The sequence below is a fragment of the Candidatus Eremiobacterota bacterium genome, assembly GCA_031082125.1.
In the GTDB taxonomy this organism is placed as follows: domain Bacteria; phylum Vulcanimicrobiota; class CADAWZ01; order CADAWZ01; family Ess09-12; genus Ess09-12.
In genome coordinates, this window is the sequence record JAVHLM010000010.1 from 1 (window position 1) to 15,461 (window position 15,461).

A 15,461-nucleotide genomic window follows, 5' to 3' on the forward strand; every position below is an offset into this window, starting at 1 on the left:
GCTTGTAGCGACCACCACGTTGGTCTTGACAAAAAGTAGCCTTCTCATGTAAGAGGCATTCCCCGCCGGGTGAAAAAGGGTGAGAGGAAGATGACGTGGAAATGGGGAGAGTAAAGAAGGGCCGATATTCTCGGGACTACCGTCGCTCCCACGTGGGAGCAGCTTGGAAAGCTTGGAGCCATCGCGGTCATCAGGACTTTTCTCAATTACTTCCTGGGGCGCGAGGTAAGGGAGATCGAGAGTGAAGAAAAGGGAAGGCAGAAAGGGGGAGGTGATCTATGAGCACGCCACCATCTGAAGAAAAGGTTGCAGTGAATCCCAATGAGCCTGCAGCGAAGCGAACCGATCTCGCCTATGAGCGCACGCGCTTCGCGGCTGATCGCACGCTGATGGCCTGGATACGCACCTCCCTCTCCATGATCAGTTTCGGGTTCACGATATTCAAGTTCTTCCAGTACCTCCAGGAATCAAAGTCTTTTGAGCTTGTGAAGGGGCACCATGGGGCCAGGAACCTGGGCATGCTGATGACCCTGCTGGGCACATGCCTCCTCATCCCCGCCACCGTGGAATACCTGCTGTTTTTAAGGCGCATCAGCAAAGAGGCCCACCAGAAGTTTCCAGTATCCACAGCCCTTCTTGCCGCCTTTCTTCTCTCGATTCTGGGCCTCCTTGCAATAATGAACCTTTTGTTCAACATCGGCCCCCTTTAAACGAGGGATAAAGCTTCCAGGTTTTTCCAGTGGCGAGCCCTATGTGCCACAGTGGTGGAAAGGACAGTATTGTGGAAATTCCCTGCAAGGTGCTGAATCATCTCTTCGTTATCGTCACGATGCTCTCCATCGGTCTCATGGTGACCGGCGGGGAGATCATGGCAGCGCTTAATGATAAGAAGCGAATCGCGCGAATATTCCTGGCGAATCTTGTTTTTGTTCCCCTGCTGGGCCTGCTGATTGTGAAGGTTTTTAATCTGCCTGCCGATGTCCGGGCGGGAGTTCTTCTGCTGGCCCTCGCTCCCGGGGGAGTGAACGCCATCCAGTTCACCGGCAAGGTAAAGAGCCATATGGCCTTCGCCGCCGGCATGCTCTTCCTTCTTAATATCATTGCCATCTTATTCACTCCCCTCTTGGCGAATGTCATTCTGCCCTCGCAAATAAAGGTATCGTTTCCTTACTTCCGGATCATAGGGCTTCTTATCGCCCTCCTTCTTGTGCCCCTCCTGGCGGGGTTCTCCCTCCACAGGCAGTTTCCCCGTCTCTCGGAGCGCATCGCCATGCCCGTGGTGATTATCTCCAACGTGCTGTTTGTCGCCGTGATAGTGCTGACAATGGCGGTAAAGAAAGAGGCAATAAAGGAGATCGGCTGGCACCTGGTGGCAGCCCTGCTTATCCTTATTGTGGGCTCAATGCTTATCGGCTGGTTTCTTGGAGGGCCTGAGAGAGGAGTGCGCAGGATTGCAGCCACAAATACAAGCATGCGGAATGCGGTGTTGTGCCTGATGCTCGCCGTGACGGGCCTGCCGGAGAGGGATGTTGACCTGGTCATCCTCGCATTCATGGCGCTCATGGTGCCGCCGAATATGCTCTTTATGGTGTACCACACACTTAAGGAGAAAAGGAGCCGCCCTCCCGCGAATTGATCCTATTCTTTTTCTTCCCCGCCGGAGTCCACCCTGAACGAGGGGGCCCTGTAATCTTTTGCAAGGTAGCGCCCGGGAATGGTCACCCTGTTGCCGTCGCGAAGTGATGTGTAGTGGGGCGACATTATTTCAACGCCGGCCTCGTCGAAGAATTTGCGTATGTTGTGATGGAGGTCGGAAGAAATCACGAGGTATTGCTGAGGATTGTCAATATGAACTCCCACCGTGTAGGTCACATAGAAATCGCTTAGATTTTTCTGCCATACGAAGGGCTTCGGATCCTTCAATACCCCTTCCGTCGCTTCGCCGGCCTTGACAAAGAGGTCGGCCACGACTTCGCCATGGGCATCATAGCCAAGGGTTACCTCGGAGAAGACAATGGTGCTCCCCACCTCCTCCACGGGACTGGTCAGGTTGGTCACGGGATTCTGAAGGAAGTAGGAATTGGGAATGATAATGTCCTGCCTCGCCGGGGTGCGGAGCCTCGTGCTAACGATGGACATTTCCACCACATCACCGGTGTAGCTGCCTGCAATTATCCGGTCTCCCATCTTGAAGGTGCGGGATATGAGAATTATAAAGCCGGCAAAGATGCTCCCTACAAAAGTGCTTGAGCCCAGCGAGATCACGATGCCCGCAAAAATCGAGATGCCCTTGAATACAGGCAGATCATAGCCGGGCAGGTTGGGTATAATCAGAATAAGGCCGAAAAAATAGATCATGACCCTTGCAATTTTATGGTATATGCTCGCGAAGGGCTTATAGACGCTGCGAATCGTTATCGCGCCGTTCTGTATGGCCTGAAACACCGTATCGCAGAGCCCCAGGAACATCCTGGTCAAGAGGACGAAGATAATAAGAAAGAGCAGCTTGGGAAGATAAAGAAGTATTGAATACCCCGCCTTCCTCACATAGGAGAGGGGGGTTTCGAAGAGGGCGGTGCGCAGGTCCCGGGTGCCGGGAAAGTGGGCGAGAAGGTACTCCATGAAGAAGGCGAATGATATGATGAATACGGCAGCGCTGAGCACTGAAACCGCTGAAATGATGCCCGATACGATTTTCCCCTCTGAGAGTATCACGGCGTTATGTATCTTGAGAGGCCTGATGCGCTTCCCCTCCATTGCCACGAGACGCCGCTCGAGCCACCTTATCGCTATGATGGCAAGTACGAGGGCAAGGATGAAGATCACTGCGCCGGTTACGCCAGTTCTTGCGCCCTCTTTTTTCCTCTCCTCCCATTTTTTTGCGGCGGTCTGCCGCTGGAGCTCACGTATGAAGTCGATATAGCGCTCGCCGACGGTGAGGGTTCTCGCTCCCTTGAGAGGCACATCATTGATATCGATTCGGAAAATATAGCTCTTGCCGTAATAAATCCTGCAGACCCCAGTGCTCTCGTCGTACTGCGCCTGAAATTCTTCCGGGATGGATTCGGGATCATTGATTATGGCGCTGAGCCTCTGGGATACGAACTGGACCCTCTTCTCAAGCGGGAGCAGACTTGAGGATACGTAGAGCTTGAAGAGGTTGACGCCGTTCACGGTGACATACCGGCCTCCCGGTTTTTCAGGTATGACCAGATCTTCCGGCACCGGATCATCAGCATCAGGCGCGGCAGCGGAAGGGAGAGGTTTTGCCGGTCGCAACGGAGTTGCCTGCGGGGCAGGTGTCTCACTTGCCGGTGCGGTAATGGCAGGCGGGGATTTTGTCACCTCCGGGGACGAAGGCTCAGCCGTGTCGTAAGGGGCGGGGGAGGAGGCCATGCAATGAGAGCTATCGGCAGAAAACAACGGCGCTAAAAGTGCAAGAGAAACTGCAAGTGCAATTAGACAGATAAATGAGCATAGAGAAGATCGAGCCATAGTTCCCCCTCTGAGAAGGCCCGGAGGATCCCGGGCTGAGTGTTTTCACTGCAAGGTATTTCTACAGAGCTCTTCTCTCACCTTTATAATCAACGGGGGAGATGCCTATTTCTTCCTGCCTGGCGGGAAAGGTACCTCCATATACAGATCGTGATGGCATTCCTTGAGAAGGCTTCTTATAGGGATTTTCTGGGGGCAGGATTCCTCGCACAGGCCGCACTCCACGCACTCCGTGGCCCGGTTGTCATGGACCATATACATCATTTTGGCCCACATGACATCATGGTAAAGGTAGAGGTCATTGTAGAGGGAAAAGATCCTGGGAATGGCCACTTCCCGGGGGCAGGGCAGGCAGTACGCGCATGCGGTGCAGGGAATCCTGATCTTCCGGCGGTAGAGGGCTCTCACCTTCTCCACGAGCTCCAGCTCAGCGGCCGTGAGATTCCCGGGGGCCGCCTCGCCCGCGATGCGGCAATTTTCGGTGACCTGCTCCATGCCGTTCATGCCGCTGAGGACAAGCGACACTTCCGGCTGGTTCCAGAGCCAGCGGAATGCCCACTCGGCCGGGGAGCGCTTCAGCGGGGCGCTGTTCCAGAGCTCCATGATATCATCGGGGACACCGGCTGCGAGCCTTCCTCCCCTGAGGGGCTCCATCACGATGACTCCAATGCCCCTTGATGCGGCGTGGCTCATTCCTTCCTCCCCCGCCTGGAACTCCCGGTCCATGAAATTATATTGAATCTGGCAGCAGTCCCAGTCCATGCTGTCTATGATCTCCTTGAAGACGGGGAGCTCGTCGTGGAATGAAAAGCCCCTATACCTGATACGGCCATCCTTTACGGCCCTCCCCAGGAACTCCTCGAGGCCGAGATCCCTGAGCTTGTCCCACCAGATGCGCTTCAGGGCATGGACCAGATAAAAGTCTATATGATCCGTGGCGAGGCGCCGAAGCTGCTCGTTGAGATATTTGTCAAAATCGCCGGGAGTCTCAATGGCCCAGGAGGGGAGCTTCGTGGCAAGATTGACCTTGTCCCTGTGCGCACCCTTCAGCGCTCTTCCTGTGAAAGGCTCACTCATTCCCTGGTGGTAGGGATAGGCAGTGTCAATATAGTTTACGCCATGATCAACAGCCGCGTGGATGAGCCTGGTTGACTCCGCTTCGTCTATCGCTCCGTAATTCCCGTCGATAACGGGGAGACGCATGCAGCCGAACCCGAGGATTGAAACACTGCACCCTGTTTTGCCTATCTTCCTGTGGAGCATTGGCAGTACCTCCGAGAGAAAAGCCTGTGCACCAGGGATCCTCCCCTGGTGCACAGTGACTGTCAATCGTTCCTAGCGTTTCGCGCCGACAGGCTCCTTATAGACGAACGCGGCTTTCCCTTCCAGGAGCTCCCTGGAATCAAGGTAAGAATAAAGATGGATCAGACGGGCCACGAGGCCGGTCCACCCCGTCTGGTGGCTTGCGCCCAGGCCGGCGCCGTTGTCGCCATGGAAATACTCGTAGAAGAGCAAGTGGTCCCGGAAATGCGGATCTTCCTGGAACTTCCGGTCGCCGCCGAAGACGGGGCGCTTTCCCTCTCTGTTGCGGGTAAAGATTGATTCGAGGCGCCTCGCTATCTCCCTGCTCACCTCGAAGAGGCTCATCATGTTCCCCGAGCCCGTGGGGCACTCGACCTGCAATTCATCACCGTAGAATTGATAGAGCTGGAGAAGGGATCTCAGGATGAGGACATTCATGGGGAGCCACACGGGTCCCCGCCAGTTTGAGTTGCCGCCGAACATCCCTGTCGAGGACTCAGCCGGCTCATAGTCCACGCGGTATTCCTGGCCCTGGATATTCAGGACATAGGGGTCTTTGAGGTGACGCCGCGAGATGCCCCGAATACCATAGTCTCCCAGGAACTCATTCTCGTCGAGCATGATGGAGAGAATCCGGCGGATCTTCGGCTCGTCCACGAGGGAGAGGAGCCGGCCCCTCTTGTACTTTGCCTGCCAGGCCATCTGGGATTTGAAATGCTCCTTCAGGACGGGAAGCCTGTCCAGGCGCTTCAGTGCCATCTCAACGAGGCCGGGGAATTTCTCGAGGACTTCGTTTGTCAGGACTGTAGAGGCACAGAGAGGAAGGAGGCCCACCAGGGAGCGCACCTTCAGGCGCTTCGACCGCCCGTCGGGGAGGCGGAGCACATCATAGAAGAAGCCGTCCTTGTCATCCCACATGCCCTCTCCGCCCATCCGGTAGATGGAATTGGCAATCCAGAGGAAATGATCGACAAATTTAAGGGCCAGCGGCTCATAGGTGGGATCATGGGTGGCAAGCTCGAGGGAGATCTGCATCATGTTCTGGGTATAGAGGGCCATCCAGGCGGTGCCGTCAGCCTGCTCCAGGTGCCCCCCCGTGGGAAGGGGAGAGCTGCGGTCAAAGACACCGATGTTGTCGAGGCCCAGGAAGCCTCCCTCGAAGATGTTGTTTCCCGCGCGGTCTTTCCTGTTGACCCACCAGGTGAAATTCATCAGCAGCTTGCTGAACATGGCTTTCAGGAACTCCAGGTCTCCCTTGCCGCTGAGCTCTTTTTCCATCTGGTAGATATAGAAAGTGGCCCAGGGATGCACAGGGGGATTTACATCGCTGAAGTTCCACTCGTAGGCCGGTATCTGGCCGTTGGGATGGAGATAGGTCTGGTGGAGCAGCAGCCTGAGCTGCTCCTTGGCAAAATCAAGGTCCACAATCCCGAGAGCCACTGTGTGGAAGGCCAGGTCCCATGCGGCGTACCATGGGTATTCCCACTTGTCGGGCATGGAAACGATGTCGTGATTCACCATGTGGTACCATTCCCTGTTCCTGGCCGACCCTTGGCTGCCTGGCACATAGGGATCGATACCACGCTCAACGAGCCAGCGGTCCACGTCGTAGTAAAAGTATTGCTTGGTCCAGAGCATGCCCGCCAGGGCCTGGCGCATCACGAGGCGCTCATCGCCACTCACTTTGGGGGGGGTGATGGAATGATAGAAGGCATCGGCCTCTTCCTGGCGCTCTTTCATTATTTTATCGAAGCGGGCGGCAAAGGGTGCCGAGGGGCTTTTTGAAGAGGCAGGAGCCTCCGTCGTGATCCGGAGCCTCACGACGGCTTCTTTCCCCGGGCCCACGGAAAGCACATAATGAGGTGAAGCTTTTGTCCCTCTCTCATGAGGATTCACGGCGTCCTTCCTGCCGTTGACAAGGTAGTTGTTGATGCCGTCCTTCACGTAAGGACTCTGGTTTCTTGTCCCGAAAATGCGCTCATTGTTGGTCTCATTTTCGGTAAAGAGAAGAGGGACCTCACCTTCGCAGATAAAATAATAGTTGCCCAGCTCATGGTGGGAGGCTTTCAATGCCGTGGAGCCCTTGGGGCCATTTATGGCCTCAAGCACAGGCTTTGGCGGCTTTTCTTCTCCCTCGCGCGCCCAGGACCAGGTGTTCCTGAACCAGAGAGTAGGCAGGATGTGAAGGGGCGCCTCACTGTCGCCGCGGTTGCAGGCCGTTATTTTTATCAGGATCTCATCGGGAGCCTCCTTGGCAAACTCTGCAAAGACGTCGAAATAGCGGTCATGGTCGAAGACGCCGGTATGGATAAGCTCATATTCAAAGTCGCGGCGTGAGAGTTTTGCGTTGGTCTTTACAATCTTGCCGTAAGGAAACTCCTCCTGGGGATACTTGTAAAGGTATTTCATATAGGAGTGGGTAGGCGTGCTGTCCAGGTAGTAGTAATATTCCTTCACGTCCTCGCCGTGGTTACCCTCACTGTTGGAGAGGCCGAAGAGCCTCTCCTTGATGATGGGATCGTTCCCGTTCCACAGGGCCAGCGCGAAACAGAGGCGCTGCTTCTCGTCGGATATTCCTCCCAGGCCGTCTTCTCCCCAGCGGTATGCCCTCGAGCGCGCCTGGTCATGGGTGAAATAGTCCCATGCGTTCCCCGACTGGCTGTAGTCCTCGCGGACGGTGCCCCACTGGCGATCACTCAGGTAAGGCCCCCAGAACTTCCATGGCGCCTTCTTTTTCTGTTCCTCTTCAAGCCTTTTCCCTTCTGCAGTCTCTTCCCCCTGTTTCATAGCCATTCATACCTCCTGTATATTATAATGATAATATCCATGCAGACCTGTCTGATAAAGCGCTCGCAACAGACATATTGACCATATTTTAGCAAGATGAGAGCATTTTGTCTATTTGGACCTTGGTCTAATTCACCCCCACCGCGCTCTCAACCTTCCCGCTGCGTGATCTTTTTGCCTGCGGATCAAGAGAGGCCCTGATAAGGATCATGAGCTCCTGTTGTGCTGAAATTTCATACATTCCAGCAGAGAATGAGATGCTGTCCATTAGGACCAAGGTCCAGTTGACAGTAATGATGCTTTTGCATGATAATAGAGATGGTTTCCGCACCTGCGCCTCATAAGAGAGTAAAGGAAGTCCGGGTGAAAATTAAAGGCTTTTTTTCAAAAAGATGAAAAGGTGAACCTGTTTAAGGAACTGAAAAGAAAGAGGTGTGCTATGGCAAGTCAGACCACTGCTTCAAAAGAAGCCCTGCTCCCCATCCTGAAAAACGCGGTGGAGGCAAAAGCTTCGGATATCCACCTGGTGATCGGCCGCCATCCCATGGTGAGACTTACGGGGACACTTGTTCCGCTCAAGGAGTTCCCCGTGCTTGAGCCTGATATGACGAAGGGAATGATTTACGGCGTGCTCACCGATGAGCAGATCGTGGCTTTTGAGCGGGATCTTGAACTGGACTGCTCCTTTCAGATTCCCGATATCTCCCGTTTCAGGACCAATGTGCACAGGCACAAAGATGGAGTCGGCGCTGCGCTTCGCGTAATCTCTTCCCGCATACCCGCGCCCGAGGAGATTGGACTTCCGGAATTGATACGGGAGTTCACCAGGCTGAAAAGCGGAATTGTGCTCGTTACCGGGACCACGGGAAGCGGAAAGTCCACGACACTGGCATGCATGATAGATATCATCAACCGTGAAAGAAGCGATCATATCATCACCATCGAGGATCCCATCGAGTTCGTCTATGAGCAGAAGCAGTGCGTCATTACCCAGCGCGAGGTGGGCAACCAGACTCATTCCTTTGCCAACGCCCTCAAATCGGCCCTGCGCCAGGATCCCGATATCATACTCGTGGGAGAGATGCGCGACCTGGAAACAATCTCCCTGGCCCTTACGGCGGCAGAAACAGGGCATCTGGTCTTCGGCACGCTGCACACCAGCGATGCGCCCAAGACCATAGACCGCATAGTGGATGTTTTCCCGCCGTACCAGCAGCAGCAGATAAAAGTGCAGCTCTCGACATGCCTGAGAGCGGTCATTGCGCAGACCCTGCTCCCTAAAGCAGACCACAGCGGCCGCGTCGCAGCGAGGGAGATCCTTGTGACCACCCCCGCGGTGAGCAATCTCATCCGTGAAGGGAAGACGCACCAGATATACGGCGCCATTGAGACCGGGATGAAACAGGGTATGATATCCATGGACAGGTCGCTTGCAAACCTCGTAAAAGAGGCCGTTATCACCAGGGAAGAAGCCCTTGCCAAAGCTCATGATACCCGAACCATGGAATCCTACCTGGGGATGGCTACGAGCGGATGGTAAGATTGGTCCTATTGAGAGAAACAGGACCGCATAGAAGCTTTTATGTTCATAGCTCACTATAGTAAGGGGGAGTGAAGGTGAAAACCGAGGGATTCAGTGCTCAAGTGAAAGAAATTCCCTTTTTGCAATCCATGCCTGATGAAGTGGTTGAAAAATTCTGCGGCATAGCCGCTTTCGAGCGCTTTAACGACGGTGATATCGTTTTTCGTGAAGGGGATCCGGCCGACTCCTTCTATATGATTCTCGAGGGAGAAGCCTTTGCCCTCAAAGAAATCGGCCGTGAAAAACAGGAGTATAAATCGATAGGCATTCTCAGTCAGGGAGATATTTTCGGTCAGATTGGCGAGAGGCAGGGGAGTGTTCGCTTTATTACCCTCAAGGCAAAGGGTTCTCTTGTTACCATGAAGGTCTCCCAGGAAGAACTCGTGAAATTCATGGAAGAAGACAGGGAGATGGCAACAAGGTTTTTGCTGGAATTCATCCAGTATCTTTTTGATATTGTGCGCTTTCTCACTGCTGAGCAGATCGCCCTTTATGAAACAGGCAGGCTTATTGCCTCGGGCAGGAGCCAGGATGAGTTAATCAGGGATATCGTTCCCATTATTACCCGCGGGGCGCCGTCAGCAGACTCAGGCTTCATTGCCATCTATAATTATTTTAACGATGAGTTTGAGATCAGAGCCGGGCGTGACAGTAAAGGGTATCCTTTTACAAAAACAACCTTTTCCCACGATGAAGCTCTTGTGAAGCAGCTCATCTCGGAGGGCAGGTTTCTCGAGGGTAATCCCTCAAGGGACCAGGCCATATGGGATAATGCCTTTGTCCAGGCCCTGGCGGTCCTCTGCTACCCCATACTCTCCGGAGAGAAGCTGATGGGATTCATTACCCTTTTTTCAACAGAAAAAGAAAATGCATTCACGGCGGATCAGAAGAACTTTCTCATCGGCATATGCAACATGCTCGCTCCCGCTCTTGAAGCAACGGAGTTCAAGAAGGAAGATGAGCGAAGGCAGCGCCTTGATAAGTTTATGTATTGAGAGCCTCATACCGGCCGATCAGTGACATTTCTTGATGGCGTTGTTGAAAATCGTAGGATTCGAGGTCAGGCCGGTGACCGACAGGTCATTGATGTACTGTTCGAGCGTCCCGGTATCGTGAAGCTCGCGCGTAATGTTGTCGAGCCAGAGGCTCTGCCCGAGGTTATACAGCATCTGTGCCACTTTCATAAGTGTCATTTCTCCTTTCCAGATTGGATCCGCCGTGAAACGAGGCGCTTCACGGCATTGGCAAATCCTTTATACTTTTGGAAATCAGGTCAGCTTATCATGGCATGGAGAATCGGGGAGTGTCTATTTGGACCAAGTCCAGTATAGGATCCTGCACGGAGATACCTATGAAATGAAGGCGATCTCTTTCACTATCTCCCTGCAGATCTCTTCAGGTGTTCCGTTGATTGATACCGTTATGGCATCATTGGGATCCTCAAGTGTCTCAAGCTGGCTGTCAAGGAGGCTGGAAGGGAAGAAGTGATTGTCACGGGATGTTATCCGCTCCTGAAGCATCTCTCTGGTCCCTTTCAGGTAGATAAAGCGAACATTGCTCCCTGCGCTCCCTTTCAGTATCTGCCGGTACCATTCCTTCAGGGCTGAGCACGCCATTACGGCACCGCCTTCTTTCTCCCAGGCCTCAATATTCCTGGCAAGAATCTCAAGCCATGGCTGGCGGTCCTCATCGCTGAGGGACTCGCCACGCTCCATCTTCTCAATATTGGAGGGGGAATGATATTTATCTGCGTCATAGCAGGGAAGTCCAAGCGCAGCACCCAATAATGAGGCTATTGTGCTTTTCCCTGATCCTGAAACTCCCATTACTACATATACCATACTTTTTCCTCACTTCCAGAGCTGATGAGAAACTTTCAGAGAGCATTTCTTCCATTCTGTAAAATTTGCTTCAAAGTCAAGAATACTTCTTGAGTGACCTTCATGTCAATTGGTTCCAAGGTCCAAATTGACCTCGTCAAAGTTCCGGCCAGCGCGCCTACTCGGCGACGCGCCTGCTGCTGCAGCATGGCTTCAAAGCCAGGAACCTCTCCGGTGGAATGCTGTCCCGGGTGATCCTCTCGGAGGATTTCGCCAATGGCTGCGAGCCTGCAAGAGCATGAGCACTGAGTGCAGGGAAGCACTTATGGGACCAAGGTCCAGATATACAGATACACCGAATTGCGATATAATAGCAGAGCTGATATATTTAACACCGGCCGCATCAGAAATAACTATAAAACTCAGGAGGTGTACTTTGAAAGTCTATGAAAAATTTACAGTGAAAAGGAGACTGCCAGGAGCGGCGCTTCTCTGCCTGCTGCTGATAATCCTGGGATGGAGCGCGGCATACGCCCAGGACCAGCCAAAGGGAAGGTATTCAGTGGAGCAGCTGGAGGTACTGGTGGCGCCCGTTGCGCTCTTTCCCGACGATGTCCTTTCCAACGTGCTGGCGGCGTCACCACTCTCCACCGAGATAGTGGAAGCCTCGATGAACCTGAAGAACAAAGGGGGAGTAGTCAAGGAAATGCCCGGGTCCGAATGGGATCCCAGTGTCAAGGCGCTTCTCTACTTTCCCCAGGTGCTCTACTATATGGACAAGAACATTTACTGGACCATGGATCTGGGAGCTGCAGTGGTCAGCCAGCTCGGTGACGTCATCAAGGCCGTGCAGAACTATCGAAAGAAAGCCTATGACGCCAAAAATCTGAAATCATGCGAGGAGCAGGACGTGGTCATTGAGAACGGGATTATCAGGATAGAATCTACCGATCCCGAGGTAGTCTATGTTCCCACTTATGATTGCAGCGATGTGATTGCAGCCGGTGCCGCCGGAAGAACGCTCCTCACCTTTACGGCAGGTGCGGTCACCGGTGATTGGCTGCGCTACAGGAGCTGCAACTGGAACAATGGCTCTATCGCCGTCAATTCTCAGTATCTCGGAGCTTACAACTACCCTGCAGGCAGCGCCAGTTACCGCGCCCTGCAGGCAAAAACTCCCGGTGCCGCATGGACGCCCAGTCCGGCTGCAAAGGTTCAGTATGAGAAACATGTCGCTTCCCGGTCCCAGATAAGACCGCAGAGTAATATCCCGGCCCCTGCCAGGGCAGGGGGCAGGCCGCAGTCTTCCGGTGGGGGGGGCTATAATAATTATGCCTCTGGCGGCTATGATTACCGAACCGGCGACCGCCTGAGGGCTACCGCGCAATTGAATGGCAATGTTCCTCCCCCCCCGGGCTCTTTTGGAGCCATGAACAGCGGTGCCCGCACGCAGGCCCAGAGCAGCCGCGGTGCAGCCAGCATGGGCGGCTTCGGCGGCGGAAGAAGGTAGAGAAAGGAGAATGACATTATGAATAACAAAGGAAGCTTACACCTCTTGACGGCACTGGTGATTACTGTGGCACTCTGCGGGGCCCTGGGGTATCTCTCTTCCGAAGCGGCATATGCCGCGGGCCAGAAGGTCTTCGGCACCCCTGAAGAGGCGGCAAAAGCCCTCATCGAGGCCTGCAAGGTGAATGACCGGGCCGCTCTCATGGAACTATTCGGCGACAGCGCCAGGGATATGGTCATCACCTCCGACGAGGCTCTGGAGAAAGCATGGCGCAGGGAGTTCTATGACTGGGCGCTGGAGGCGCAGAAACTGGAAAAAAAGCAGGATGGAAAGATTGTGGTAATCGTGGGAGTGAAAGAATGGCCCTTCCCCATACCGCTTATCAAGGATGGGCAGGGCTGGTGTTTTGATACCGCGTCGGGAAGGGTTGAGATCCTCAACCGCCGTGTGGGAATGGATGAACTGAAGGCAATCAGCGCCTGCCGCGCCTATGTGAAAGCCCAGAAACAGTATGCCGACAAAGACCGAAACGGCGACGACGTCCTTGAGTATGCCCAGAAAATAGGGAGCTCTCCCGGCAAAAAGGACGGCCTTTACTGGCCCGATGAAAAGGACGCGGAGCTGAGCCCCCTTGGCCCCCTGGTTGCGGAAGCTGGAGATTACGGGAAGGCAAGGAAGCAGGGTGATCCCTACTATGGTTATTATTTCAGGATACTCAACGGCCAGGGCGACAAGGCTGCCGGCGGTGCCTATGATTATCTCATAAACGGCCATATGCTGGCCGGCTTTGCCCTGCTGGCCTATCCTGCCGCTTATCGCTCCTCGGGAGTGATGACCTTCATGGTCAACTCCAACGGCAGGGTCTATCAGAAAGACCTGGGGGCCGACACTGCAGGGACAGCAGGCGCCATGGAGAAGTATAATCCTGACAGTACCTGGAAGCTCGTGGAAGAAGAATAGGAGGCTGAAAGCCGTTCCATGACCGGTGATGGTTGACACTGCAGAAAGGCAAGGCTGAAAAAATGAAGGTAATCATTGTGGGCGGGGTGGCCGGCGGCGCGTCGTGCGCGGCGCGCCTGCGCAGGCTCGATGAAAAAGCGGAAATCCTCATGGTGGAGCGCGGCCCCTATGTGTCGTATGCGAACTGCGGGCTTCCCTACCATGTGGGCGGGGTGATTGAAAAAGAGTCGAGCCTCCTCGTCGCCGATGAAAAGAAGTTTCGCGATCAATTTGCCATCGATGTGCGGACGCGCTGTGAGGTCGTCGGTATCTCGGCTGAAAAGAAAACCGTGGAGCTGAAGAATCATATGACCGGTGCGGTGACCACCGAGCACTACGACAAGCTCGTGCTGTCACCCGGGGCGGCTCCGATCCGCCCGCCCCTGCCCGGAATTGATCTTCCGGGGATCTTTTCGGTGAGGACCGTGCCCGATGCGAGGGAGATCCGTGAGTGGATTGAGCGAGGCTCAGGTGATCTCACTGAGTCGAGCTCGCAGTCAGGATTCAAGCCCCTGGACAAAGCGAAGCGCGCGGTGGTCGTAGGCGGCGGCTACATCGGCCTCGAGATGGCGGAAAACCTGGTCCATCGCGGCCTCGAAGTGACGCTGGTCGAGATGCTCGACCAGGTCATGGCCCCCCTCGATCCTGAATGCGCCCGCCTCGTCGAGCGCCATGTGGAGAAGCACGGTGTCCGCGTCGCACTCAATGACGGGGTGGCAGGATTCAGGCAGACTGCAGACGGCTCCCTCGAAGTTCTGACGAAATCCGGCAAGGTCTATCCGGCCGATATCGTGATCCTTGCAATCGGCGTGCGTCCCGAGACCGCGCTTGCGAAGATGGCCGGGATCAGGCTCGGTGAGCGCGGGGGGATCCGCGTGGACGAGCACATGTGCACGAGCAACCCTGATATTTTCGGCGTAGGCGACGCGGTGGAAGTGAAAGATTTCGTCACCGGCCAATGGTCTCTCATCGCCCTCGCAGGGCCCGCGAACCGGCAGGGCCGGATTGCCGCAGATGTGATATGCGGCCGCGATTCCCGCTTCCGCGGCACCCAGGGCACCTCGGTCATCGGGGTCTTCGGGGCCACCGTCGCCTCGACGGGCGCCAGCGAAAAGCTCCTCAAAAAGCTTGGCGACAAGGATTACGAAAAAATCTACCTCTTCCCGAATTCCCACGCGGGGTATTACCCGGGCGCCAGGATGATCGCGATGAAAGTCATATTCCGGAAATCCGACGGCCGTCTCCTCGGGGCGCAGGCGCTCGGAGAGGATGGCGTTGAGAAGCGTATAGATGCCATTGCCATGATGATCCAGATGGGCTGCACCGTGTACGACCTTGAAGAAGCGGAGCTTTGCTATGCTCCCCCCTTCGGAAGCGCCAAGGATCCCGTCAACTTTGCGGGGATGATCGCAGCCGACGTCCTCCGGGGCGACATGCCCCTCTGTCACTGGAGCTCTGTGGACGGCGGGTTTCTCCTCGATGTGCGCAATCCCGAGGAGCTCGCCGTAGAGTCTGTTCCGGGCTCCCTCAGCATCCCGCTGCCGGAGCTCCGCTCGCGCCTGGAAGAGCTCCCCCGTGACCGCGAGATCCTGGTTATCTGCCGCTCCGCGCAGCGGGCCTACTATGCGACGCGCATCCTGCTGCAAAACGGGTTCAAAGCCCGAAACATCTCAGGAGGCATGCTGTCACGCTCTATCCTTCTACCACCCGATCACAAAACAGATCATCACCAGTAAGAGAACCGTGAGAAGCACTCTGCCGTCAAGCCTGAAAACCTTATCAGGGAGCATCATGTCAAGAGGCTCCAGACTTTTACGGAGCATCTCGTAAGGCCTGTCCGGCACCATGGGGCGCCTGTCTATTGGACCAAGGTCCCACTATACAGATTCGCGTTATTCAATTAGAATATACCTGTATGATCGGGCAGGTGCCTGTTACTGTCTCTCCCTGCCGGATCGAAGGATGG

At 54.9% G+C, this 15,461-nt stretch carries 11 protein-coding genes and 2 pseudogenes; 8 read left to right on the plus strand and 5 right to left on the minus strand.

Annotated elements, in window-relative coordinates; genetic code table 11:
• The first annotated feature begins 120 nt into the window (after window positions 1–120).
• The 3 genes and pseudogenes from RDV48_12770 to RDV48_12780 all read left to right on the plus strand — a co-directional run bounded on the left by RDV48_12770 (window position 121) and on the right by RDV48_12780 (window position 1,636).
• Window positions 121–282: pseudogene (locus RDV48_12770) on the plus strand (DUF1622 domain-containing protein).
• On the plus strand, window positions 279–710 hold the full coding sequence (locus tag RDV48_12775; protein MDQ7823665.1) for a DUF202 domain-containing protein: 432 nt from the start codon (window positions 279–281) through the stop codon (window positions 708–710). The pseudogene RDV48_12770 and the gene RDV48_12775 overlap by 4 nt, the downstream one beginning before the upstream one ends.
• Before the next feature lie 71 nt (window positions 711–781).
• Entirely contained in the window at window positions 782–1,636 is an 855-nt protein-coding gene (locus RDV48_12780; protein ID MDQ7823666.1) for a bile acid:sodium symporter, read from the plus strand.
• A 2-nt stretch (window positions 1,637–1,638) separates the two neighbouring features.
• On the opposite strand, the gene RDV48_12785 is transcribed toward RDV48_12780, so the two are convergent.
• The 3 genes from RDV48_12785 to RDV48_12795 form a co-directional block, all read right to left on the minus strand.
• Complete coding sequence (locus tag RDV48_12785; protein MDQ7823667.1) at window positions 1,639–3,225, minus strand: mechanosensitive ion channel family protein; 1,587 nt, start codon at window positions 3,223–3,225, stop codon at window positions 1,639–1,641.
• Window positions 3,226–3,600: 375 nt separating this feature from the next.
• Complete coding sequence (locus RDV48_12790; protein MDQ7823668.1) at window positions 3,601–4,758, minus strand: aldo/keto reductase; 1,158 nt, start codon at window positions 4,756–4,758, stop codon at window positions 3,601–3,603.
• Window positions 4,759–4,830: 72 nt separating this feature from the next.
• Window positions 4,831–7,590: a glucosidase gene (locus RDV48_12795; GenBank protein MDQ7823669.1), complete on the minus strand. Its 2,760-nt coding sequence runs from the start codon at window positions 7,588–7,590 to the stop codon at window positions 4,831–4,833.
• A gap of 433 nt (window positions 7,591–8,023) precedes the next feature.
• Between RDV48_12795 and RDV48_12800 the strand changes: the two genes are divergently transcribed.
• Window positions 8,024–9,124 (plus strand): type IV pilus twitching motility protein PilT, encoded by a 1,101-nt coding sequence (locus tag RDV48_12800; GenBank protein ID MDQ7823670.1) that lies wholly within the window; start codon window positions 8,024–8,026, stop codon window positions 9,122–9,124.
• A 77-nt stretch (window positions 9,125–9,201) separates the two neighbouring features.
• Complete coding sequence (locus tag RDV48_12805) at window positions 9,202–10,161, plus strand: cyclic nucleotide-binding domain-containing protein (protein MDQ7823671.1); 960 nt, start codon at window positions 9,202–9,204, stop codon at window positions 10,159–10,161.
• 30 nt (window positions 10,162–10,191) lie between these two features.
• Here RDV48_12805 and RDV48_12810 read toward each other — a convergent pair.
• Window positions 10,192–10,350: pseudogene (locus tag RDV48_12810) on the minus strand (transaldolase).
• 165 nt (window positions 10,351–10,515) lie between these two features.
• On the minus strand, window positions 10,516–11,007 hold the full coding sequence (locus RDV48_12815) for a gluconokinase (GenBank protein MDQ7823672.1): 492 nt from the start codon (window positions 11,005–11,007) through the stop codon (window positions 10,516–10,518).
• 415 nt (window positions 11,008–11,422) lie between these two features.
• Here RDV48_12815 and RDV48_12820 point away from each other — a divergent pair, with 415 nt between their 5' ends.
• The 3 genes from RDV48_12820 (at window position 11,423) to RDV48_12830 (ending at window position 15,231) form a co-directional block, all read left to right on the plus strand.
• Window positions 11,423–12,496 carry a DUF3300 domain-containing protein gene (locus tag RDV48_12820; GenBank protein MDQ7823673.1) on the plus strand — a complete coding sequence of 358 codons (1,074 nt, stop codon included), beginning with the start codon at window positions 11,423–11,425 and terminating at the stop codon, window positions 12,494–12,496.
• A gap of 18 nt (window positions 12,497–12,514) precedes the next feature.
• Window positions 12,515–13,456, plus strand: a complete 942-nt coding sequence (locus tag RDV48_12825) for a DUF2950 domain-containing protein (GenBank protein MDQ7823674.1) — start codon at window positions 12,515–12,517, stop codon at window positions 13,454–13,456.
• 62 nt (window positions 13,457–13,518) lie between these two features.
• Window positions 13,519–15,231, plus strand: coding sequence for an FAD-dependent oxidoreductase (locus RDV48_12830; protein ID MDQ7823675.1), 1,713 nt, complete (start codon window positions 13,519–13,521; stop codon window positions 15,229–15,231).
• Window positions 15,232–15,461: the final 230 nt, after the last annotated feature.